Origin of the sequence: Corynebacterium ulcerans (assembly GCF_900187135.1) — a bacterium.
In the GTDB taxonomy this organism is placed as follows: Bacteria; Actinomycetota; Actinomycetes; order Mycobacteriales; family Mycobacteriaceae; genus Corynebacterium; species Corynebacterium ulcerans.
On the sequence record NZ_LT906443.1, the window covers coordinates 1,851,027 to 1,873,971 of the forward strand.

At 54.1% G+C, this 22,945-nt stretch carries 18 protein-coding genes and 4 tRNA genes; all 22 read left to right on the forward strand.

Annotated features, from left to right (window positions below; genetic code table 11):
• Positions 1-99 precede the first annotated feature (99 nt).
• The 22 genes from CKV68_RS08335 (at position 100) to rpoB (ending at position 22,912) form a co-directional block, all read left to right on the forward strand.
• Positions 100-1,119 carry a polyprenyl synthetase family protein gene (locus CKV68_RS08335; RefSeq protein ID WP_013910754.1) on the forward strand — a complete coding sequence of 340 codons (1,020 nt, stop codon included), beginning with the start codon at positions 100-102 and terminating at the stop codon, positions 1,117-1,119.
• Between the two features lie 78 nt (positions 1,120-1,197).
• Positions 1,198-1,282, forward strand: a tRNA-Tyr gene (locus CKV68_RS08340).
• A gap of 356 nt (positions 1,283-1,638) precedes the next feature.
• A tRNA-Thr gene (locus CKV68_RS08345) sits at positions 1,639-1,711 on the forward strand.
• 38 nt (positions 1,712-1,749) lie between these two features.
• A tRNA-Met gene (locus CKV68_RS08350) sits at positions 1,750-1,821 on the forward strand.
• A gap of 127 nt (positions 1,822-1,948) precedes the next feature.
• Positions 1,949-2,021 (forward strand) — tRNA-Trp (locus CKV68_RS08355).
• 322 nt (positions 2,022-2,343) lie between these two features.
• Positions 2,344-2,670 (forward strand): preprotein translocase subunit SecE, encoded by a 327-nt coding sequence (gene secE, locus CKV68_RS08360; protein WP_013910755.1) that lies wholly within the window; start codon positions 2,344-2,346, stop codon positions 2,668-2,670.
• Between the two features lie 117 nt (positions 2,671-2,787).
• Entirely contained in the window at positions 2,788-3,618 is an 831-nt protein-coding gene (gene nusG, locus CKV68_RS08365; RefSeq protein ID WP_013910756.1) for a transcription termination/antitermination protein NusG, read from the forward strand.
• A gap of 295 nt (positions 3,619-3,913) precedes the next feature.
• Complete coding sequence (gene rplK, locus CKV68_RS08370; protein WP_013910757.1) at positions 3,914-4,345, forward strand: 50S ribosomal protein L11; 432 nt, start codon at positions 3,914-3,916, stop codon at positions 4,343-4,345.
• A 78-nt stretch (positions 4,346-4,423) separates the two neighbouring features.
• A complete protein-coding gene (gene rplA, locus CKV68_RS08375) occupies positions 4,424-5,131 on the forward strand; it encodes a 50S ribosomal protein L1 (protein WP_013910758.1) in 708 nt (235 codons plus the stop codon).
• Positions 5,132-5,239: 108 nt separating this feature from the next.
• Positions 5,240-6,577 (forward strand): C1 family peptidase, encoded by a 1,338-nt coding sequence (locus tag CKV68_RS08380; protein WP_095076004.1) that lies wholly within the window; start codon positions 5,240-5,242, stop codon positions 6,575-6,577.
• 39 nt (positions 6,578-6,616) lie between these two features.
• The gene (locus CKV68_RS08385; protein ID WP_095076005.1) at positions 6,617-7,918 is read left to right on the forward strand and encodes a C1 family peptidase; all 1,302 of its coding nucleotides are present in this window, start codon (positions 6,617-6,619) and stop codon (positions 7,916-7,918) included.
• A gap of 107 nt (positions 7,919-8,025) precedes the next feature.
• Positions 8,026-9,099 (forward strand): alkene reductase, encoded by a 1,074-nt coding sequence (locus tag CKV68_RS08390; RefSeq protein ID WP_095076006.1) that lies wholly within the window; start codon positions 8,026-8,028, stop codon positions 9,097-9,099.
• A 323-nt stretch (positions 9,100-9,422) separates the two neighbouring features.
• Positions 9,423-9,938: a 50S ribosomal protein L10 gene (rplJ, locus tag CKV68_RS08395; protein WP_013910762.1), complete on the forward strand. Its 516-nt coding sequence runs from the start codon at positions 9,423-9,425 to the stop codon at positions 9,936-9,938.
• A 78-nt stretch (positions 9,939-10,016) separates the two neighbouring features.
• Entirely contained in the window at positions 10,017-10,400 is a 384-nt protein-coding gene (rplL, locus tag CKV68_RS08400; protein WP_013241171.1) for a 50S ribosomal protein L7/L12, read from the forward strand.
• 325 nt (positions 10,401-10,725) lie between these two features.
• Positions 10,726-11,679 carry a choice-of-anchor M domain-containing protein gene (locus CKV68_RS08405; RefSeq protein WP_095076007.1) on the forward strand — a complete coding sequence of 318 codons (954 nt, stop codon included), beginning with the start codon at positions 10,726-10,728 and terminating at the stop codon, positions 11,677-11,679.
• A 9-nt stretch (positions 11,680-11,688) separates the two neighbouring features.
• Positions 11,689-13,314 carry an anchored repeat ABC transporter, substrate-binding protein gene (locus CKV68_RS08410; protein WP_095076008.1) on the forward strand — a complete coding sequence of 542 codons (1,626 nt, stop codon included), beginning with the start codon at positions 11,689-11,691 and terminating at the stop codon, positions 13,312-13,314.
• Positions 13,315-13,405: 91 nt separating this feature from the next.
• Complete coding sequence (locus CKV68_RS08415) at positions 13,406-14,464, forward strand: choice-of-anchor M domain-containing protein (RefSeq protein WP_095076009.1); 1,059 nt, start codon at positions 13,406-13,408, stop codon at positions 14,462-14,464.
• Positions 14,461-15,261 (forward strand): anchored repeat-type ABC transporter ATP-binding subunit, encoded by an 801-nt coding sequence (locus CKV68_RS08420; protein WP_095076010.1) that lies wholly within the window; start codon positions 14,461-14,463, stop codon positions 15,259-15,261. The genes CKV68_RS08415 and CKV68_RS08420 overlap by 4 nt, the downstream gene beginning before the upstream one ends.
• The gene (locus CKV68_RS08425) at positions 15,258-16,139 is read left to right on the forward strand and encodes an anchored repeat-type ABC transporter permease subunit (RefSeq protein WP_013910767.1); all 882 of its coding nucleotides are present in this window, start codon (positions 15,258-15,260) and stop codon (positions 16,137-16,139) included. The genes CKV68_RS08420 and CKV68_RS08425 overlap by 4 nt, the downstream gene beginning before the upstream one ends.
• Positions 16,136-18,139, forward strand: a complete 2,004-nt coding sequence (locus CKV68_RS08430; protein ID WP_095076011.1) for a hypothetical protein — start codon at positions 16,136-16,138, stop codon at positions 18,137-18,139. Before CKV68_RS08425 ends, CKV68_RS08430 begins: the two co-directional genes overlap by 4 nt.
• A gap of 104 nt (positions 18,140-18,243) precedes the next feature.
• Positions 18,244-19,185 (forward strand): PorA family protein, encoded by a 942-nt coding sequence (locus CKV68_RS08435; RefSeq protein WP_014525311.1) that lies wholly within the window; start codon positions 18,244-18,246, stop codon positions 19,183-19,185.
• Positions 19,186-19,411: 226 nt separating this feature from the next.
• Positions 19,412-22,912, forward strand: coding sequence for a DNA-directed RNA polymerase subunit beta (rpoB, locus tag CKV68_RS08440; protein WP_032802884.1), 3,501 nt, complete (start codon positions 19,412-19,414; stop codon positions 22,910-22,912).
• Positions 22,913-22,945: the final 33 nt, after the last annotated feature.

Below are 22,945 nucleotides of genomic sequence, written 5' to 3' on the forward strand. Positions count from 1 at the left end.
TTCGACTACGGTTAGGAGGTTAGTTGTAGAACGCTAAGCGCGGTTAGTTCATCCTAACGTGGATGGCTACTGCCATGACCTTGTAAAGGCAGTTTTGGAATGAGCAACGGTGCCGAAGGATTAAGCACGTCCACCGGTACGCGAGTTGACCTCGGTAACCCCGCCCTCAACGAGGATATTTCCGTCGGCATGACTCGTGTCGAGGAACTACTTCAAAAGGAGCTCTCCGTCGGTGAGGACTTCATTGTGGAGAAGGTCAAACACCTCGCGAAAGCCGGCGGGAAACGTTTCCGGCCCATGTTCGCCCTTTTGGCATCACAGTACGGGGATCGGCCCGTGTCCGAGGACGTGATCAAAGCTGCCGTAGTCGTTGAAATGACGCACCTGGCTACGCTTTATCACGACGATGTGATGGACGAAGCTGCTAAACGACGCGGTGTAGAAAGCGCTAACGCACGTTGGAATAACTCCGTCGCCATCTTGGCCGGCGACATTCTGTTGGCGCACGTCTCACGACTTATGGCCGACTTGGGCACCGATACAGTACGTCACTTCTCTGAAACCTTCGGTGACTTGGTCACCGGCCAAATGCGAGAAACTATCGGAGTCGGAGATAACGATCCGATCGAGCATTATATGGCCGTGATCCGCGAAAAGACGGGAGTGCTTATAGCCTCCGCCGGATACCTTGGTGCCCTGCATTCTGGAGCAACTCCGGCTCATATCGAGGCACTGCGGGCATATGGTGCTGCCATTGGGATGGTCTTCCAGATTGTCGATGACATTATCGATATTTTCTCGGCTTCTGAGGACTCGGGTAAGACCCCAGGGACCGACCTACGAGAAGGCGTATTCACCCTTCCGGTCCTTTATGCGTTGCGAGAGCAGACACCAGTAGGCGAGGAGCTTCGGGCAACCCTTACAGGGCCGCTGACTGATGACGCGACTGTTGCCAGGGTTCTTGATCTGCTCGCTCAATCTACGGGTCGGGACCAGGCGCTCGCTGATGTTCATCGCTATCTCAATGAGGCGGAGAGCCAACTGGAACTTCTGCCGCAGAATGCAACAACAGATGCGTTGCGTAATCTTGCTCGCTTTACCGTTCAGCGAGTTGGTTAAAAGCAGGTCAGCGTACCGATTTGCCTTTGTCTACTAGATTCGTAGTACAGTATGTAGCGCACCACGAACGTGGAGCACGCCAGGTTGCCCGAGCGGCCAAAGGGAGCGGACTGTAAATCCGTCGGCATTGCCTACAGAAGTTCGAATCTTCTACCTGGCACCAACTAAGCCTCAGCAGTAAAATGCTGGGGCTTTTTGGCGTCTTTGGGGTCGTTGTGGAGAGGGGGTTGCCTGTGGTGGGTGGGGGAGTGTCGTTTTTGAGAACGCTAGAAAAAGTGAACTGTGCTTTTGCGGGAAACTGGAGAGCTAGCGTTCTCAAAAACGACAATCGGATGCGGAAGCGCCTGGGAGGCTAGGGGTTTCTTTGAAGCAAGGGGGTCTATAAAAGTTTTAGTCGTAGTTTTCGGTCTCTAAATGCGCTATGAACTGGTGATTTGTATTAATTGCCATACTCGGGTTAATCTTTGTGAGGCTTCAACGGAGCGGCCCAGAGGATTCTGGTTCACAACAAGAGGCTGTGCCCCCTTAGCTCAGTCGGCAGAGCGTTTCCATGGTAAGGAAAAGGTCGACAGTTCGATTCTGTCAGGGGGCTCTGTTCTTTTATCTGGCATTGTTCAGGTAGGGGAGTGGGGCGGTGTAGCTCAGTGGTAGAGCAAGCGACTCATAATCGCTGTGTCGCGAGTTCAATTCTCGCCATCGCTACTAGGGAATATGCTGAATGGCTATGCACTGGGATGCTTTCCGGTGCTTTTTCCATAGGAATTCCCTTTTGTTGGGTGGTCTAGTAAGGTTGCCCGTGTTGCTTTCGAGTGATCGGAAACAACGGCCTAGGGGCGTAGTTCAATTGGTAGAGCAACGGTCTCCAAAACCGTAGGTTGCAGGTTCGAGTCCTGTCGCCCCTGCAAAAGAAACCGGTAGATGTGTAGCATCTACCGGTTTTGTTATTGAAGTGTATCCCTCTTGGTGTTGATAGATGCCATGAGGATTAATTCCTAGCCTTAAGGAAGTCTGATATAGTCTTCACGATAACTGGGGACAGGTAGTATGCCTATCCTCGCAACAGGGTTCTTTGTGCCGTGCTTGTACTGCAATGCGTTCCCCTTTGCTACGTCGTTAGCTTTATGGGCGCGTGTCAAGGTACGGTAGCGGTAAAGAGGTGCTCTGGAAGCGGCGATAAGTAATTGCGTCGTACAACCTGCATCGTAGACAACAACGAGGAGAGCTGTGACTGAACAACAGCCTGAGAAGGTGGGCGCCGCATCGCGTCCTACCGGTAAACGCCAGCTCGCTGGTGTGAATACCACCTCCACTTCTTCTTATGAGGCCAAGAAGGTCGCACCTGCGGGAGACAATGAGGGGAAGAAAGGCAACAAGGTTGCTGCCTTTGTTCCTGAAGTGGCTTCTGAGATGAAGAAGGTTATTTGGCCTACTGCTAAGCAGATGGTCAACTACACGCTTATCGTCTTCGCATTTCTTATTCTCATGACTGCACTCGTTGCAGGCGTGGATTTTGTTGCGGGGCTGGGAGTTGAGAAGGCTCTTACTCGCTAGCTAGGATGAGCGTAAAGCTAAAACGTCCCGTCAGATCCTTCGGATCGACGGGATAATTTATTGCACGTCTCGGGGTACCATGAATTCCGAACGTCAACACTTCAGGAGAAAAGACACATGAGCGACGAGAACAATAGCGGTTCATTTGCCGAGGCTTTTGACGACGCCCTAGAGGCGACCATCGCCGCGGAGACGGAAGCCGCAGAGGCTGCACCCGAGCTGGACGAGGCAGTCGAGCAACCTGTACAGGAAGTAGATGCAGAAGCTGCGCTTGCGGGTGCTGTGGAGGATGGCGATGCTGAGTACAAGGCGCGTCTGCGTAAGTACACGCGTGAGCTGAAGAAGCTGCCAGGTTCTTGGTACATCATTCAGTGCTATTCCGGTTACGAGAACAAAGTGAAGACCAACCTGGATATGCGTGCGCAGACCCTTGAGGTTGAGGATTCCATCTTTGACGTCGTGGTTCCGATCGAGCAGGCTGTTGAGCTTCGCGACGGTAAACGCAAACTGGTTAAGCGCAAGCTTCTTCCCGGCTACGTCCTTGTTCGTATGGACATTAATGACCGCTCCTGGTCTGTCGTCCGCGATACTCCTGGTGTGACCAGCTTTGTGGGCAACGAGGGCAATGCAACGCCGGTGAAGCACCGCGATGTGGCCAAGTTCCTCATGCCGCAGGAGTCTGTGGCTGGCGACGGCGGCGAGAGCAACGCTGTAAACGCTGAGGGCGAGAAAGTTGTGGCTATGCCGGGCGCATCCACCAAGCCCAAGGTTGAGGTTGATTTCCAGGTCGGCGAGGCTGTCACGATTCTCTCCGGTGCGCTTGCGTCCGTTTCTGCAACGATCTCTGCTATCGACACTGAGAACAATAAGTTGCAGGCACTGGTGTCTATCTTTGGTCGTGAGACCCCGGTCGAACTGAACTTTGACCAGGTGGAAAAAGTTAGCTAATGAGATTGGCTCTTGTCTGATAGGGCAAGAGCCGGCGCCCCGCATGTGGTGCTCGACCTTTTCTCCGTTGCCCCGCTATCTGCATGAAGTTTTGGCAGGTGGCGGGGTTTGCTGTAGCATGGTAAAACGCGTGTTTTTTGCGCAAAGAAACGTACATTCCCGGTGGCCGGGTTACGGGCTGAGCAGCAGCGATAGTGTTGCGGCACAGGCTCGGGGCTCGGCATCCGGACGGTGGTAGTGGTTCCTATAACCATCGAATCGCCACTACTACTGTTAACAAGGAAGCAGGTAAACGATGGCTCCGAAGAAGAAGGTCACCGGCCTTATTAAGCTGCAGATCCAGGCTGGCCAGGCTAACCCGGCTCCGCCAGTTGGTCCGGCTCTTGGTGCTCACGGCGTGAACATCATGGAGTTCTGCAAGGCTTACAACGCTGCAACTGAGAACCAGCGCGGCAGCGTTGTTCCTGTTGAGATCACCGTTTATGAAGATCGCTCTTTCGAGTTCAAGCTGAAGACCCCTCCTGCAGCTAAACTGCTGCTCAAGGCTGCTGGTCTGCAGAAGGGCTCCGGCGTCCCGCACACCCAGAAGGTGGGCAAGGTCACCATGGAGCAGGTCCGCGAGATCGCTCAGACCAAGATGGAAGACCTCAACGCTAACGACATCGATAACGCTGCTCGCATCATCGCTGGCACCGCCCGTTCCATGGGCATCGTTGTTGAGGATTAATTCCTCAGTTATTCCGTGGCAGGGCCGGCTCCGGCCCGCACACCACACATCCTCATCTAGAAAATCAAAGGATTGACAATGGGCAACAAATCTAAGGCATACCGCGCCGCCGCTGAGAAGATCGACAAGGGTCGTCTGTACACCCCTCTGAAGGCTGCTGAACTGGTCAAGGAGACCTCTTCCAAGAACTACGATGCAACCATCGACGTTGCTATCCGTCTTGGCGTTGATCCCCGCAAGGCTGACCAGCTGGTTCGCGGCACCGTCTCCCTTCCTAACGGCACCGGCAAGACCGTTCGCGTTGCTGTTTTCGCTGAGGGCGAGAAGGCTACCGAGGCTGAGGCAGCAGGCGCAGACATCGTTGGCACCACCGAGCTGATCGAGCAGATCACCGCTGGCACCATCAACTTCGATGTTGCAATCGCAACCCCAGATCAGATGGCTAAGGTTGGCCGCGTTGCTCGCGTCCTCGGCCCTCGTGGTCTGATGCCTAACCCTAAGACCGGCACCGTTACCACCGACGTTGCTAAGGCAATCGCTGACGTCAAGGGCGGCAAGATCTCCTTCCGCGTTGACAAGGCTGCTAACCTGCACGCTGTTATCGGTAAGGCTTCCTTCGACGCTAAGGCTCTCGCTGAGAACTACGGCGCACTGCTCGATGAGATCAACCGCATCAAGCCTTCCTCTTCTAAGGGCATCTACGTGAAGAAGGTCACCCTTGCGTCGACCTCCGGCCCTGGTGTTCCAGTTGACACCTCCATCCAGAAGAACTACACCGCTGAGTAAAAACTCGTAGTGTACGTGCTTTAAGCATGGAATACCCCCTGTCCCATATGTTGTGGACAGGGGGTATTTTTGTGGTTTCTGTGGGAGCTTACGTGTATAACCGTCAACATGAATTCCTTTGTCCCGCTTAGTCAAGAAACACGTGCGCGTTTGCTCTCGCAGCTACTCGACGATCCTGCTGCAACCCTAGCTCGTAACGCGGTTACCTCCGTGGGCATTAACGACGCAGCACTCAATAGAGAGGCCGTCGTCAAGCTTCATCACACCGTAGAGCACAAGCTTGACTCGTTAGCCGTGACGGATCAAAAACGCTCGGGACGCTGTTGGTTATTTGCTGCTTTGAACGTGCATCGCCATGCGTTAGCAAAGAAGCTTAATCTGGAAACTTTTGATTTCTCGCAGTCCTATGTGCAGTACTTTGACAAGTTGGAGAGGGCCCAGCTCTTTTTAACGGAGATGCGGGAACGCCGCGATCAGGATAGTGATGATCGGGTGATTGCTCAGCTGTTGCGCTTCGCGGCTGAAGACGGGGGATGGTATAGCTACGTTGGCAACCTGGTGCGCAAGTATGGTGTGGTTCCGGATTATGCGATGCCAGAAGTTGAGTCGGCGGGAAACACTCAGGAGCTGAACCGAGCTTTGGCCCATGTGCTGCGTCGCGGGGCGTGCCGGATGCGGGACGCGGAGACGGACGCGGAAGCCGATGACATCATGAATGCCACGCTGCGAGACGCGCAGCGCGTGATTACTGTTCACCTGGGGGTTCCGCCGACTGAGTTTATGTGGCAATACCGTACGAAAGACGGCACCTTTGTCAGAGAGGGGACATATACACCACGTGAGTTTGCGGAGAAATATCTGCCAGACCTAGACACCATGGTCGTTCTTGCCGAGGACCCACGGAGCGACAAGCCAAAGAACACTCGCTTCCTGGTGGAATTGTGCACCAACGTTGTGGGCGCACAAGAGCACAATTACATCAACGTGGAGATGGACGTGCTCAAAGAGGCCGTGGCTGCAAGTATTGAAGCGGGGGAGCCAGTGTGGTTCGCCTGTGACGTGAGCAGGCAGTTTAATCGCAAGCTGGGAGTGTGGGACACCTCGCTCCTTGATCTGGCCGGCGTGTACGGCGTGGCGCTTGATTCTACAAAAGAAGAGCGCTTTATCTCCGGGGAATCGCAGCCGACTCATGCAATGGTGCTTAGTGGTTTGGATCGTCACCCCGATGGTTTCATACGTGCTTGGCGGGTAGAAAACTCGTGGGGCACTAAGCTGCACGACAAAAAGACCGAGGCTGTGGGCGCGGGATACGCCACTATGTCGGATGAGTGGTTTGAAGAAAATGTTTTCTATGTTGCCTTAAAACGCGACTTTGTCCCAGAGGCACTACACAAAGCTTTGGACATGGAGCCTATCCGTCTCCCGGCTTATGACCTGATGTTTTAGACACCGATACCGCATAAGGTTTAAGGAACTTAAAGACTCATGACTGAACTAACTATGAACTCGGTGTCTGCTACAAATGCCGAGTTGCTCAAGGATCCGACTCTGCGGTTAGCGCGTAATGCCGTCGCGGTGAGCTCAGCTACCAAGGTTGCGCTCGATCGTGAAGTACTGCGTTCCCTAGATACGTCTGTGTCCACCAAAGTGGATTCTTGGGCGGTGGCTAACCAAAAGGATTCCGGCCGATGCTGGATCTTCGCGGGCCTTAATTCTTTGCGTGGCGCGATCATGAAGGAAACCGCCATCAAAGACTTTGAACTATCCCAGACATACATCCATTTTTGGGACAAAGTAGAAAAGGCAAACTATTTCCTCTGCGCAATGGATGAGTTACGTGACCGGGAACTGACAGATCGGACCGTGGAAAAGCTGTTGCGTGACCCGATCGACGATGGCGGGCAGTGGAATATGTTTGTTGCTTTGGTGCACAAGTATGGCGTGGTTCCGCAGTACGCGATGCCCGAGACGTTTTCTAGCAGCAATACTCACGCCATGAATCGAGATCTGGCCTCTGTTTTGCGTCGGGGAGCCCTGCGGATAAGGGCAGGCGTGGCTGGTGCGCGAGAAGAAGCATTAGAAAGCGCTTTTAAAGTGATTACTACGCATCTTGGAGTGCCTCCTGAGACATTCCAGTGGCAGTACCGCACTAAAGATGATGCTTTTGTGCGTGAGGGCACGATGTCTCCGTTGGAGTTCGCGCAGCGCTATCTTCCTCATGATCTCAGCGATTATGTGTGCGTGGTCAATGATCCGCGCAATGCATTCGGCGAGCTCTATACGGTGGAATACCTGGGCAATGTTGTTGGGGCGCCACCGGTAACGTACGTCAACGCCCCCATAGAGGTACTGCGCGATGCAGTTCGAGATTCGCTTCTCGACGCCACCCCGGTGTGGTTCGGCTGTGATACCGAGGTGCAAGCCTATGCAGATGCAGGCCTGTGGGATGCTCACCTGTTTGATTACGAGGGGCTGTATGGCGTGGATTTTGATATGACGAAGGCTCAGAGGCTCCTCACGAGCGATTCTTTGATGACTCATGCCATGGTGTTCACTGGCATGGATCTGGCAGAAGATGGCACAACTGTGAATCGCTGGCGGGTGGAGAACTCCTGGGGAGCGGACGAAGCCGACAAGGGGTTCTGGACGATGAGTGATTCTTGGTTTGAGGAGTATGTTTTTGAAGTCGCAGTGCCAGCTTCGCGTCTCCCGGAGGAGTATCGCCGGGCATTAACCAAAACTCCTCATGTTCTTCCGGCTTGGGATCCGATGGGCGCGCTGGCGTAAAAATGTCGCGTTGAACAGCCAGGAGTCATGGCGCGGAATGAGGTGGGTCTTGGAGCTGTTGAATGGCTTCAAGACCTCCTTAATATCCAGAGAAAGGCATGATTGCCATGACGTCACTTTTTACTTCTGCTCAAGCAGGAGCGTTAAACCTCCGCAACCGGATTACGATGGCCGCATTAACACGGCTCCGCGCCGGTGAAGACGGCGTTCCTGGCGCACTGCACGCCGAGTATTATGCGCAGAGGGCGTCGGCAGGCTTGATTGTTACGGAGGGAACATACCCGACGCTTCGTGGGCGTGGATTTAGCGGACAACCCGGCATCACAGATAGTGCGCAGCAGGAAGGCTGGCGCAAGGTCGCTGAGGCCGTGCATGCGGCGGGTGGGAGCGTCGTGATGCAAGTTATGCATGCCGGACGGATGAGCCATGAGTCGATGAATGGTGGTGTTTCTCCTGAGGCTCCCAGCGCGCTGGCCTCAGGAACGCAGATGCGCACGCCTGTTGGAAAAGTTGATCTTCCCGTTCCCCATGCACTTGAAACAGCGGAACTTGAGCGAGTGAAACAGGAGTTTGTCGCTGCTAGCCGTCGTGCTGTTGATGCAGGTCTCGACGGTGTGGAGCTGCATGGGGCGAATGGTTATTTGTTGCACGAATTTTTAAGTCCATCCTCCAATGTGCGCACGGATGAGTTTGGCGGCACGCCGGAAAACCGAGCACGGTTTGTAATTCAGGTTGTTCAGGCAGTGGCAGAGGAGGTTGGCGCGCACCGGGTGGGTCTGCGTATTTCACCGGAGCACAATATTCAAGGCGTATTAGAAACCGACCGCGAGGAGACCCTAGCCACCTATCAGGTGCTTCTCGACGAAATCCGCAGCCTAGGACTCGCGTACCTATCGATCCTCCATGCGGATTATCACAGCGACTTTGTCCGTCAGTTGGCAGAGACCTTTGATGGATTTGTGATCCTGAATTCAGGATTTGGCTCGTATACCGAGTACGCAGAGGCTGCTGACATCGTTGAGTCAGAATACGCTGATGCAGTGGCCGTGGGGCGCGAGTTTATTGCTAATCCTGATCTCGTGCGCCGGTGGCAAGAAGGCATAGCATTGAATATTCCTGATCCGGATACCTTTTACGTGGGCGGGCCTCACGGCTATACCGATTATCCTTTTGTGGACTAAAAGCCGAGCTAACAAGGCGGAAATGTTATGTGGAGTTTTTCGATTTGCTAAAGATAGCATTGTGCACTAGCGTTATCGCTCGAAGTTTGAATGAGTCGAATTCGGCTCGTACTCAAGTTTCACCGAAGACCGTCGGTCAGCCTTAGGCTCGAAGGATTCCAAGAGATTGGAACGGCCCACGCAGGAGACACTTAGAGTTCACACTCCTTTCGGAGTATGTGCGCCCCCTGTGCTCTTGCACGGGGCTTTTTTATTGGCTAGCGCCGGTGAAAAGCCTCGGCGGATCAGATACCCAAGAGATACAAGAGGAAGGAGGCGAAGTAATGGCAAACCCGAAGAACGTATCGTCGCTTGCAGAGCTCAAAGAGCGCTTTGCAGATACCGACTCCATCGTTATCACCGAATACCGCGGACTGACTGTTGCTCAGATCACTGAGTTGCGTCGTACCCTCGGTGCGGATGTCCAGTACTCCGTCGCCAAGAACACCCTGCTGAAGCTGGCTGCTAAGGAAGCTGGCGTCGAGGGCCTTGATGATCTCCTCTCCGGCCCGACCGCTATCGCCTTCATTAAGGGCGAGGCTGTTGATGCCGCTAAGGCGATGAAGAAGTTCGCTTCTAACAACAAGGCATTCGTAGTCAAGGGTGGCTACATGGATGGCGATGCCCTGAACGCTGATCAGGTCAACGCTATCGCCGAGCTGGACAACCGCGAGACCACTCTTGCGAAGCTGGCAGGCGCCATGAAGGGCAACTTGGCAAAGGCCGCTGGCCTGTTCAACGCTCCTGCTTCTCAGGTCGCACGCCTCGGCGCTGCGCTTCAGGAGAAGAAGGAAGCTTAGGTCGCCGAACTCGGCACCTAAACAAAAACCACATACTTTTGGGCTGGTGCACAGCCCGCAATCGAAAGGATTACCACTATGGCTAAGCTCACCAAGGACGAGCTCATTGAGGCTTTCAAAGAGATGACCCTTATCGAGCTCTCTGAGTTCGTCAAGGAATTCGAAGAGGTCTTCGAAGTTACCGCTGCTGCTCCTGTTGCAGTTGCTGCTCCAGGCGCTGCTGGCGCTGAGGCTGCTGCTGAAGAGAAGACCGAGTTCGACGTCGTTCTCGAGGACGCTGGCGCTAAGAAGATCGGCGTGATCAAGGCTGTCCGCGAGATCGTTTCCGGCCTGGGTCTGAAGGAAGCTAAGGAGCTCGTTGAGTCCGCTCCTAAGGCAATCATCGAGGCTGCATCCAAGGATGACGCTGAGGCTGCTAAGGCTAAGCTCGAAGAGGCTGGCGCAAAGGTTACCCTCAAGTAATCTTTCGATTACTGAATACATCACTCCCATTGGGATAAGCATGATGCTTTCCCAATGGGAGTTTTGTTTTTCTACTGTGTGATTGTTGGAGCGGCGATGCCTCTGTGGAAAGTGTGTCGGAACGTGGAGACGGCACTGGAAACAGCACTAACAGACGGTACGAAAGTGAAGTCAAAGAGGATTCTGCTATGGGGGAAGCTCCAATAGGGGCGGGAGGTTGCGCGCTTATTGCAAATGAACGCAATTCCCATTATGGTTAGGTCGTTCGGCTGAACCTTACAGCTGAGGTAAAGAACTAAAAATGCCATATTTGTAAAGGAATTCCGTGTTCACTCGCCCTCTTCGCTCCTCACGTACTTCACGGATCGCGGCTGCTAGTGCGGTTGTTCTCGTCGGATTATCTGCTAGTTTTGCGCCGGCGGCGTGGGCGGAAGATCTAGAACTTGATTCTGGACATATTGACGCTTTTAACGTTACGGCTGAGGGGGGAAACCTTAAACTTAATCTTAAAGAGGACGTAACCGGTTCTCATGTGCTGCATGACCCTGATTCTGTGACGCTGCGCGTAAAAGAAGAGGCATGGACGGATAAGACGGCGCAGGTCCCCGAGGTAGGAACATCCGGTTATTATCTGCCGCAGACCCAAGACCCCAATCTTATTTGGCCTGGTTGGGATACCAATGGTGTTCGTGCGGGTGGTTTTGGTGAAGTAGACATCAATTTTGTCAAGGTTTCTGGCCCCGGGCAGGTTTATGCTTTTCAAACAGGTTCTTTTGGCGGCAACACACCGATCTTGGCTGATAAAGGTTTTGAGGTAAGAAGCGGAGAGACCATTGTTCAGCAGGAACCGGCGCATGTGCACACCAACTGGGTGTTTACTGCGCCTGGTACCTACACCATGTGCGTGCAAGCAGCCGCAGATGGTGCAACGAGTAATGTCGCGCGTTACGTATGGAGCGTCGGTAACGGAGGCCCGAACACGGTAGCAAGCTGCGATGGTGAGGGAGAAGCCATTGCTGTATCAGCTCGTAGTGGCAACGACGACAAGGAGAGCCGCCCATCGAGTTCGTCTTCGAGCCGTTCTACTTCTAGCGCTACTACATCTTCAAAACCTACTTCTTCTAAGCCTGCATCGGCTGCATCTCCCGCAAAGCGTCAGTCTTTACCGGAGACCGGTCCTTCCTATATGACGGCGTCCTTCTTGGTTTTGGGTGTTGGTCTAGCGGTGTTCGGCGCTGGAACAGTTCGTTTGGTTAAGGCTGTTACCCGCAACAAATAGCCGCTGATCATGTATTCAAAGACGATACTCAGCACCCGTCAACAACAGGCGGGGGTTGGAGCATTGATTGCTTGCGCGTTCTTTGCCACTGCGTGTGGAACGGACACAAAGGATCTTCCTAGCCGTGCCGACGGCATCACGGACGTTGTTGCATCTACGCAGATCGTGGCGGATATTGCGCGCAATGTAGCAGGCAACCGAGCTCGAGTCACTGCTCTCATGCCTCGGGGCGCAGACCCACATACGTATGAGCCTTCGCTTCGCGACGTCCGCAACGTGGCTAATGCGGACGTTATCTTTACCAACGGCCTTCTTCTGGAACAACAATCTGTGCTGCGCGCCATTGATAATGCTGCGGTAAAGCCCGCTAAAGTTGTCGCTCTTGGCGAGCAATCTACCAAGCACGGTGCGCATTTGCTGCAGTTAGTCGAGGACGTCACCTTGGATTCTGTGTGGCTTGGCATGCGCGTAGAAGGCACGGGAACACAGCTGGGCGCAAACTCACATAGCGAGATAAACATACACGTCACTGGTGTTCATGGGGCAGACGGCGCTGAAGCACCGGGGGACGCTGCTGCGTATTTGACCACTGCTTTTGGCACACCCGAGGTGTACTTTAATTCGCGCGACGGCTTTCACCCTGAGCGCGGATACGAGGGCGATACGATCACTCTGCCCGCTGCTGCGCATACGCATGTGAGTTGGGCCTTTAGCAAGCCTGGCGTGTACGTCATTGACATCGAGGCGGAATTGGTCACCGAGCGCGGTGCCCGCCCTATCCCGGTAGGCGCAAGTTCTATCACCATGGCTGTCGGCGTAAGTGCTAAGAGCGCACCCTCCGGTGCTTCTGCTACGGTGCTCGAACAAGGCCATCAGGATGTTTCTATCAATTTGAATAACAAAAAAATTGAGATTCAAGGGGACGCTGCTGATGGTAAGGACATTGCGACCGTCTACGATGCTGCATCGACGGTCATAGAGGTCCCCAACAATACGCTCCAAAAAATCCCGGCAGGTCCGCAGTTTCGTTTCCTGGGTACCCCTGGGGACGAGGTCTATGTTCTTCCGCAAGCCGTGTTGGGCAAACACGTGCATGGGGAAGTAGACCCGCACCTGTGGCATGACGTGGATAACGTTATAGCATTTGTAAAAACAATAAGGGACGAGCTTATTGCTGCTGATCCGCAAGGTGCGCGCGAGTATACAACGAATGCAGACGCGTATATCGGCGAGCTAGGCAGGTTACATCAGGAAGTAACAGACACGATTGCGTCCATCCCAGAGGAACGCCGCCACTTGGTGACCACTCATGATGGGTACTCCTATCTAGCCCACGCCTACGGGATTGATGTAGCTGGATTTGTTACTCCAAATCCAGGCGTCGAACCCTCTGCTCGTGACCTCATAGCTTTGACCAACACGCTGAAGAACCTCCATGTGCCAGCGGTGTTCTTGGAACCACAGTTGGCAGTCGCCTCCACGGACCTGCTGGAAACAGCTAAGAGGCTCAACATCCGAGTCTGCCCCATCCGAGGAGACTCTTTTGATGAGGACGTAACTACCTACATTGACCTGATGCGGGCAAATGCAACAAGCCTGCAGCAATGCCTAGGGGTGCGCCGAGACACGTCTTAAGCATTCAGCACCAGAAGAACTCATTCCATCTTTTATTAGAGCGAACGCCTTATGTTTTCTGAGGCATCCATCATTAATCGGAGCAAAACCAGTGTCTATCAATCTTAAACTTAGGGTCCCAGCTGCCTGCGTGAACAAGGCACGCGTCGGAGCGCTTGCAACCAGTATGGCAATCGTGTCGAGCATTGCGGCACCAGCCGCCACTGTCGCTGCTATCGGTGCTGTCCATGTGGCACTCCCAGCAGTTGCTGTAGCACAGACACAGGATGACCCATCGTTAGAACAGACAGTGACAGACGCTGAAGACGTGGTGACGCTCGGCACCCAAAAAGTATTCGACCATGGACATGCCGATCTAGGTCCTGTGGTGAACGCAGATTCTGGGGAAACCCGATTCTTGGTACGAGATGATTCGGAATTTCCGCCCAAGTGGCGTCACCTATCAGACACCGTTTTCCTTGTGGATGACAACGCTAAGCAAACTCTGCCCGAGGAATCGCAATCCTTTGAGTTCACAGGGGCAAAACCTGGCTCTCACGTATGGGTTATCCCGCAAAGTGAGGTGCACGGGGTGCCATGGTTGGGATGGAATACTCAAAACCCAACGCTGACCAAAACATCTGATCGTGGCATCACACTGGAATTTGCAGGACATGAGGGCGATGGACAATTCTCTTTATTCCTACAAAACGGCGGTTTTGCAGAACCCCAGGTGCTGTGGACATCAGCAAAAAACGAGTCCCAGCCAATGTGGGTGGACCTGAATACCCACACACATGCTAACTGGGTGTTTACACAGCCAGGAGTGCACAAAGTGGCAGTCCGTGCACTCATTCCGCTTCTCGACGGCACAACCAAAGAGATCACCGAAGTACTCACCTTTGCAGTGGGCAAAGAATCTTTGGAGGAAGCAAAGTCCGCACAGTGGGATGGCGAGTTCCTCCCAAGCTCAACAAAGAGCGGGGAGAAGGGAGCGTCGGCAAGCACTAAAGCAAAGGACGCATCCGACGAGGACAACTCAAGCTCCGTGGCTGTATGGATCTTCATCGCGATGATTCTTATCGCCCTGGGATTTGTGATAGCTGGGCTCCGTATGCGGGCATCGGCAAAGAAACGTAAAGAAACAGCTGCACAGAATGGGCAACGATGAGTAATGCTGCACCCGTCATTGAAGTGCGCGGTCTAGGCGTGAGCTTAGGGGGGCGCACTGTCATGAAGGACATACATTTTGATGTGCGCGCAGGCGAATTTGTAGGCCTGATCGGCCCCAATGGTGCCGGCAAAACCACCATGATGCGTGCGCTTTTGGGCCTCATACCAACAGATTCTGGGCATGTAACTATATCGGGCGCCCAGGGGCGCGGCGTGCGTAATCATGCGGGTTATGTGCCGCAGCGTCATGAATTTGCATGGGATTATCCCATCGACGTGCATGGACTTGTGATGAATGGGCGCACAGGCCTGATCGGTTGGTTCAAGCGCGCCGGGCAAAAGGACTTCGATGCGGTACACCGCGCGCTAGACATGGTGGGGATGACTCACCTAGCAGACCGGCCTATCGGTGAGCTCTCTGGTGGGCAGAAACAGCGAGTTCTTATCGCGCGTGCGCTTTCCATTGCTCCAAAGGTGCTCTTCCTTGACGAGCCCTTTACCGGGTTGGATATGCCTTCCGCCGAATCCCTGCTGGAGCTATTCCATCGCTTGGCCAAAGAAGGCACCGCTATCGTGATGAGCACCCACAATTTGGTCGAAGCGGTGAGCTCCTGTGACCGCATTCTCCTTTTCAACGGCCAGATCGTTGCGGATGCAGCGCCGGAGGACCTGGAGCGACCAGAGCCATGGATCGAGACTTTCAGCGTGAGTGAGCACTCGCCTTTGCTTGTGTCTGTCGGTGCTTTACGTCGAGAGGACGCGCGCAGTGCGCAGAAAGGAGTGCCAGCGCCATGATTTCGCTCGTGGAGTTCTTCTCTGATTTGAGCAACCCTGCCCTGGCCTTCTTGCCTAAGGCCTTGCTGATCTCCGTGATCAGCTCGATTGTATGTGGGGTAGTGGGCACTCATGTGGTGCTACGCGGTATGGCTTTTGTGGGTGATGCCGTGGCTCACGCGGTCTTTCCTGGTATTGCCATTGCCTTTGTCTTGCAAGGCTCAGTGCTTGTGGGAGGAGCGGTGGCCGGCGCGGTAGTAGCCCTGCTCATTGCGGTGTTTTCACAGCGGCGACGCGTAAAAGAGGACACGGTTATCGGCATTTTCTTTGCTGCAGCTTTTGCTTCCGGCGTGGTTTTTATCTCTCAAGTCGACGGATATACGGCATCACTGACCAGCTTTCTCTTCGGCTCTATCACCGGAGTATCCACGGAAGACATCATTCTTACTGCCGTTGTAGGGCTGGTTGTGATCGTGTTATTAGCTCTCCTTGCGCCGCAACTGACTGCGGTGACTTTGGATCGGGAGACCGCGCGTGCGATGAATCTGCCCACGATGCTTCTCGACGTCCTCCTGTATGTTGCAGTCACCGCAGCCGTGGTTATTTCTGTCCAAACGATCGGAAATATCTTGGTGCTTGCGTTGTTGGTCACTCCCGCAGCGACTGCTCGAATGTTGACAGACAAATTTAGTATTATGTCTGCGATTGCTGCAGGGGTTGGCACGTGCTCATCCCTGGTCGGCGTATATCTTTCATGGGCCTTGGATCTCCCCACAGGGGCGACCATCGTGCTCGTGGCCACAGTCTTTTTCCTGCTTTCGTGGTGTCTTTCACCTCGCCACGGATTGTTCAAACGCCGCACTTCGGCAGACAACTCACAAGGAGCCGTTCTCTCATGAGGCAACAACGAATTACTACTCGTATTGGACGACCACTGGTTGGCGTTGGTTTAGCAGTGACTCTCTGTGGGTTGCACAATCCTTGGGCTTTTGCGCAAGAGGGGGCTGAGACGGAACCGACTGCGGCGTCGGAAAGCAAAGCGGACGATAGCAGCATTCTGCTCGATCTAGAGTCCACGAGAAAACAACTCGATAGTTTTACCCTGCCCATTGGCGCTGCCGCGACTTCTTATAAGAAGCCCACCCCTAACCCGACAGAAGATATCGAGGATGTGCCCGAAGAGGCTGAGGGGTTGGAGGAAATCCCACTAGAGGAACCTGAGTTGGCCGCTGAGGGCTTGGAAAAGAAGCTTATAAAAGAGGGGAAAAAGCTCGAGGCATCAGGCAAAGACAACAGCAAGCTGACTGATCAAGAAGTCCGCTCGCTGTGGGAGAAGCTTGCTCAAAAGTCTAAGGCGCCGCAGACAGTTCTCCGTAAAGGTGACCTGAGCATTACGGTTCCAACGACTCCGGGGGAAAAGGCTGCGGGGCAGCAAGAACCCCGGAACATGGCATCCCTGGTAGTGGCAAAGGACAAAAAAGACGAGCTCACTGGAGACTCCGCAGCTCCTAAGGCATACGCTTCCGGCGAAGCGCTGATTACGGTTGGCGATAAGGCGCGAGTTCCAGGAGAATTGCTGGGATTGAAGGATAAAAAAGATTCAGCTCCTCTTTGGTATTTGCCTCAGGAAAAAGACGCCAACCTAGATGTTCCTTCCGTGGGTTTTAACTTTGAAAAAGTCCCAGCTACCAAAAAGATCACGGTAGCTCTCTCTGATTATCATGGCCCCGGGCGCATGGTGACCGCAGAAGTGCGCGAGGAGAAAGCGGAAGTAGCTTTTGACTCCCAAGACCTAGATCAAGCATGGGAATACGAGGGCGGAAATTCTTATCGCCAGGCATTTGCCTTTACGGCTCCGGGAGCGTACACCGCAACGTTTACATTTTTTGTGGAAGACCAAGAAGCTCACAACCAAGCTGTGGCCCAAAAGTATAGCTTTAGCGCTGCATTCTTGGTGGGAACCGCTAGCGCAGAAAAAGAGACGCCACGTAAGGAGGTTACAGAGACGTCTGTCAATGCAACGCCTTTGAAGGAAGCTGCTCAGAAGGACGAACCTAAAGCAACAAACTCTGCAGAGCCGGAAAGTAAAAAGGACAACAAGGAGAAGCCAAAGACCCAGAAGGACAAGCCTAAGGAATCGCAGTCCCAAGAGTCAGAGACCTCTACCTCGAAGACACCGGAGGCGAACGCACCTAAGAAAGACCCAGAGAAAGCAGAACCAGAAACCAAGGAACCTGAGTCTGAGCAGCCTAAGACGGAAGAACCTAAAGAGCAGGAAGAAGACACTGTTCCTTCTGTGCCGTCTCCGATTGTTCCGATTGATCTAAAAAATTTGGCTAAGGACATCCGTGAGCTCGATCGGGAGCTGACTACCATGTCTCGACAAACTGACTCGCTCTTCAAAGTGATTACTGTCAACGACTCTGGGAAGAAAGAGGAACAGCGTAAACCTGCCTCGAATGACTCGACGAGCGCTGAACGAGGACGCAGCGAACAAAGATCTCCTGGACAAAATACGAGCACATCAGAGCGTTCTTCTAGCGGCGGAAGCTCCGATCGCGGGGGCAGCGCGGCAAAGCCGAACAAACCGCGGAGCACCTCGTCTTCTGGCGGCTCCTCCGCTAAATCCTCGGCAAAGGACAAGGAAGCTTCTAAAGACAAGAAGAAACCTGCTAAGAAGTCCACAGAGAAGAAGGCATTAGCAAAGCCTGCGGAGAAGACATCCGACAACAACGCGGACGAAGCTCAAGAGGCCAGCAATGAGAAGATTGCTGCCACAGGTGAGTCTATGAGAAAACGCGGGTGGTGGACTGGGTTCCTCTTTGGGCTGGGCGCAATGGCTATGCTCGGCGGAATGGTGTTCTTTGCCCAGGCTAGGAACATCACAAAGCGGAAATAGCCTAATATTGCTTGCGGGCTTGTTCGCAAAAGCGTGAGACCGGTAGGCACTGCTTGGAGACCCCACCTGAACCGAGACCGGAGAAAGAAGGTAACATCACCGTCATGCTTCCTCGGTCACGGATCCTCGCAGTGTTGGGCCTAGGGCTTGGTCTCGCGCTTGTTGCGTGGGGGATACTGGCTCCTAGCTTTTTAATGAGTGATGCCCGCTTGCCGCTCGACCTCTCACACACCACCCTCACTCTGCGAGATGAAAAAGCTACGACCCGCGTTGTTGGTAAGGATCTTGTGGTCCAGGCTCCTGTGACGCGTCAGTTTCACACGGAGATTTTGCCTCCAAGCGATGAAAATACTGCTACGGTTCGGGTCGGCGTTACTGATATGCGTGAGAGCCTACAAAAGGATCTTGATCGACTTATCAGTGCCACCGTGTGGTCTTATTCGATTGATCGACGCAGCGGAGCTGCAACGTCTCAGGCCACAGTGGCAGATCAATTAGCTAGTCCCACACGCAGCGTAACTATTGATGGGCAATGGTTAAAATTCCCAACTGACGCAGAAAAAACTACCTACGAGGTCTTTGACGTGACTCTGCGCAAAACCCTCCCTGCGGTTTTTACAGAGGAAACTGTTAAAGAAGGGCGTACTTTATATCGTTATCGGCAAGAAATTCAGCCCACCAATGTTGCGCAGCTCTACCACTCGGTACTGAACACCACGACTTTCCGCGATGGAGAGAACACCACACCCGGCTACCTTTTTCACTCTGGCACTAGAGATTGGTTGGTTGACCAGAAAACCGGTCTAGTAATTGACGTGGAAGAAAAAATCGATGATTACTTCGGCGATGCAGAAGGTGTGAAGCGTGAGGACGTTCTTACTTTTAACGGAAAAGTAAGCGAAGATCACGTGTCTGAGCTTTTGCACCAGGCATCCGGCGTGTCGGACGGCAAGCTTGTTCGGATTATTAATTATGTTGTGCTTGCAGTCGGAGTGATTCTGACTATTGTTGGAGCCGCCGGCGCTTTTTGGCCTCGCAAACGATGAGGTACTAATATGGCACCCCCTTTACAAGGGTGGAAGTATGGTATAGGCTGTTTCGTTGCGCTGGAGTACGTATCTGGCTAGTTCGAGGACCTTGATCAGTCTGGTTGAAAAAACCGATTTGACAAGGTCATTCCGTGCTATCTAGGTGTGTTATCTCCTCAGCAGACCGATTGCTCAATTACCAGCGGTTATGGTGGTCAATATTGCGGGGCCACCGCCGCGTGAGGTGCTGGAAGGACCCATCTTGGCAGTCTCCCGCCAGACCAAGTCAGTGGCCGACATCCCCGGGGCTCCCGAACGTTTTTCGTTCGCCAAAATTACGGAACCTATTGAGGTCCCGGGACTTCTCGATATTCAGCTAGATTCCTTCGCATGGCTCATTGGCACGCCTGAGTGGCGTGCCCGCCAGCAGGAGGAGCTGGGTGAAAACGTCCGCGTAACCAGCGGACTGGAAGACATCCTGGAGGAGCTCTCTCCGATTCAGGATTATTCCGGAAATATGTCATTGTCTCTCTCGGAGCCACGCTTCGAGGACATGAAGAACACTATCGATGAGTGTAAAGACAAGGACATTAACTATTCTGCGCCGCTTTATGTGACTGCAGAATTCATCAACAACGAAACTCAGGAGATCAAGTCCCAGACTGTCTTCATCGGTGACTTCCCGATGATGACCAACAAGGGAACATTCATTGTTAACGGCACCGAGCGTGTCGTGGTCTCCCAGCTTGTTCGTTCGCCTGGTGTTTACTTTGACCAGACGATTGATAAGTCCACCGAGCGTCCACTGCACTCTGTGAAGGTGATCCCTTCTCGCGGTGCATGGTTGGAATTCGACGTGGACAAGCGCGACACCGTTGGTGTGCGTATCGACCGCAAGCGTCGCCAGCCGGTGACGGTTCTGCTCAAGGCTCTTGGTTGGACCACCGAGCAGATCACGGAGCGCTTTGGCTTCTCCGAAATTATGATGTCCACGCTCGAGTCAGACGGTGTAGCGAACACCGATGAGGCTCTGCTGGAGATCTACCGCAAACAGCGTCCGGGCGAGCAGCCGACTCGTGACCTCGCACAGTCACTGCTAGACAACGCCTTCTTCCGCGCGAAGCGTTACGACCTTGCCAAGGTTGGACGCTACAAAGTGAACCGCAAACTCGGTCTTGGTGGAGACAATGAGGGCTTGATGACCCTCACCGAGCAGGACATCGCCACCACCCTCGAGTACCTCGTACGCCTCCATGCAGGCGAGAGCACCATGGTTGCACCAAACGGCGATGTGATTCCTGTGGACACAGATGACATCGACCACTTTGGTAACCGTCGTCTGCGTACCGTCGGAGAGCTGATCCAGAACCAGGTCCGCGTGGGTCTGTCCCGCATGGAGCGCGTGGTTCGCGAGCGCATGACAACCCAGGATGCGGAGTCCATTACTCCTACCTCCCTGATCAACGTGCGCCCGGTTTCTGCTGCCATCCGCGAGTTCTTTGGTACCTCCCAGCTCTCGCAGTTCATGGACCAGAACAACTCCCTGTCTGGCCTTACTCACAAGCGTCGTCTCTCTGCTCTGGGCCCAGGCGGCCTTTCGCGTGAGCGCGCTGGCATCGAGGTTCGAGACGTTCACGCTTCTCACTACGGCCGTATGTGCCCGATTGAGACTCCCGAAGGTCCGAACATTGGTTTGATTGGTTCCTTGGCTTCCTATGCACGAGTGAACTCTTTCGGATTCATTGAGACTCCTTACCGCAAGGTAGAAAACGGTGTTCTCACCGATCAGATCGACTACCTCACAGCAGATGAGGAAGACCGCTTTGTGGTGGGCCAGGCTCACGTTGAGGTGGACGCAAACGGCAAGATCACTGCGGACAGCGTTACCGTGCGTGTGAAGAATGGTGACATTCAGGTCGTCGCACCGGAAAGCGTTGATTATCTCGACGTTTCCCCACGTCAGATGGTTTCTGTGGCTACCGCCATGATTCCGTTCCTTGAGCACGACGACGCTAACCGTGCCCTCATGGGCGCGAACATGCAGCGTCAGGCTGTGCCGCTGGTTCGTTCGGAAGCTCCGTTCGTTGGAACCGGCATGGAGCGTCGTGCTGCTTATGACGCCGGCGACCTCATCATCAACAAGAAGGCTGGCGCTGTAGAAAACGTCTCCGCTGACTTCATCACCGTGATGGCTGATGACGGCACCCGCGAGACCTACATGCTGCGCAAGTTCGAGCGCACCAACCAGGGCACCTGCTACAACCAGATCCCATTGGTGAACTTGGGCGACCGCGTTGAGGCTGGACAGGTTCTTGCAGATGGCCCCGGTACTCACAATGGTGAGATGTCGCTTGGACGTAACCTCCTCGTTGCGTTCATGCCTTGGGAAGGCCACAACTACGAGGACGCTATTATCCTCAACCAGCGTGTTGTGGAAGAGGACATCCTTACTTCGATCCACATCGAGGAGCACGAGATTGATGCCCGCGACACCAAGCTTGGTGCCGAGGAGATTACTCGTGAGATCCCGAATGTGTCCGAGGATGTGCTCAAGGACCTCGACGAGCGCGGTATCGTCCGCATCGGCGCAGATGTCCGCGATGGCGATATCTTGGTGGGTAAGGTCACGCCTAAGGGCGAGACCGAGCTGACCCCTGAAGAGCGCCTGTTGCGTGCAATCTTCGGTGAGAAGGCACGCGAGGTTCGCGATACCTCTATGAAGGTTCCTCACGGCGAGACCGGTAAAGTCATCGGCGTTCGTCGTTTCTCCCGTGAAGACGATGACGATCTCGCACCTGGCGTTAACGAGATGATTCGCGTTTACGTTGCCCAGAAGCGCAAGATCCAGGACGGCGATAAGCTCGCTGGTCGCCACGGTAACAAGGGTGTTGTTGGCAAGATTCTTCCGCAGGAAGATATGCCGTTCATGCCTGACGGTACCCCGGTTGACATCATCCTGAACACGCACGGTGTGCCTCGTCGTATGAACATCGGCCAGGTTCTGGAAGTCCACCTTGGTTGGTTGGCTGCTGCCGGTTGGAAGATCGATCCTGAAGATCCTGCTAACGCTGAGCTGCTGAAGACTCTGCCTGAGGAGCTATACGACGTCCCTGCTGGTTCGCTCACCGCAACCCCAGTGTTCGACGGCGCTACCAACGAGGAAGTTGCTGGTCTTCTTGCCAACTCCCGTCCAAACCGCGACGGCGACGTCATGGTGGACGAAAACGGCAAGGCACAGCTTTTCGACGGCCGTTCTGGCGAGCCTTTCCCATACCCAGTGTCTGTCGGCTACATGTACATGCTGAAGCTGCACCACTTGGTTGATGAGAAGATCCACGCACGTTCCACCGGCCCTTACTCCATGATTACTCAGCAGCCGCTGGGCGGTAAGGCGCAGTTCGGTGGACAGCGCTTCGGCGAAATGGAGGTGTGGGCAATGCAGGCTTATGGCGCTGCCTACACGCTTCAGGAGCTTCTGACCATCAAGTCTGACGACGTGGTCGGCCGTGTGAAGGTCTACGAGGCAATCGTTAAGGGCGAGAACATTCCGGATCCGGGTATCCCTGAGTCCTTCAAGGTGCTCCTCAAGGAACTTCAGTCGCTGTGCTTGAACGTGGAAGTTCTTTCTGCAGACGGCACTCCGATGGAGCTGTCCGGTTCGGATGACGACGAGTTCGACCAGGCTGGTGCTTCACTAGGCATCAACCTGTCTCGCGACGAGCGTTCCGACGCCGACATCGCCTAATACACCAGGTCTGCTTGGCAGTTAAGGCTGCTG

Coding starts and splice junctions, on each gene's coding strand:
- CKV68_RS08410 (WP_095076008.1), top strand. CDS start 11,689: ATGTATTCAAAGACGATACTCAGCACCCGTCAACAACAGGCGGGGGTT.
- rplA (WP_013910758.1), top strand. CDS start 4,424: ATGGGCAACAAATCTAAGGCATACCGCGCCGCCGCTGAGAAGATCGAC.
- rplJ (WP_013910762.1), top strand. CDS start 9,423: ATGGCAAACCCGAAGAACGTATCGTCGCTTGCAGAGCTCAAAGAGCGC.
- CKV68_RS08335 (WP_013910754.1), top strand. CDS start 100: ATGAGCAACGGTGCCGAAGGATTAAGCACGTCCACCGGTACGCGAGTT.
- CKV68_RS08380 (WP_095076004.1), top strand. CDS start 5,240: ATGAATTCCTTTGTCCCGCTTAGTCAAGAAACACGTGCGCGTTTGCTC.
- CKV68_RS08420 (WP_095076010.1), top strand. CDS start 14,461: ATGAGTAATGCTGCACCCGTCATTGAAGTGCGCGGTCTAGGCGTGAGC.
- CKV68_RS08430 (WP_095076011.1), top strand. CDS start 16,136: ATGAGGCAACAACGAATTACTACTCGTATTGGACGACCACTGGTTGGC.
- CKV68_RS08435 (WP_014525311.1), top strand. CDS start 18,244: ATGCTTCCTCGGTCACGGATCCTCGCAGTGTTGGGCCTAGGGCTTGGT.
- rplK (WP_013910757.1), top strand. CDS start 3,914: ATGGCTCCGAAGAAGAAGGTCACCGGCCTTATTAAGCTGCAGATCCAG.
- CKV68_RS08425 (WP_013910767.1), top strand. CDS start 15,258: ATGATTTCGCTCGTGGAGTTCTTCTCTGATTTGAGCAACCCTGCCCTG.
- CKV68_RS08385 (WP_095076005.1), top strand. CDS start 6,617: ATGACTGAACTAACTATGAACTCGGTGTCTGCTACAAATGCCGAGTTG.
- CKV68_RS08390 (WP_095076006.1), top strand. CDS start 8,026: ATGACGTCACTTTTTACTTCTGCTCAAGCAGGAGCGTTAAACCTCCGC.
- rplL (WP_013241171.1), top strand. CDS start 10,017: ATGGCTAAGCTCACCAAGGACGAGCTCATTGAGGCTTTCAAAGAGATG.
- nusG (WP_013910756.1), top strand. CDS start 2,788: ATGAGCGACGAGAACAATAGCGGTTCATTTGCCGAGGCTTTTGACGAC.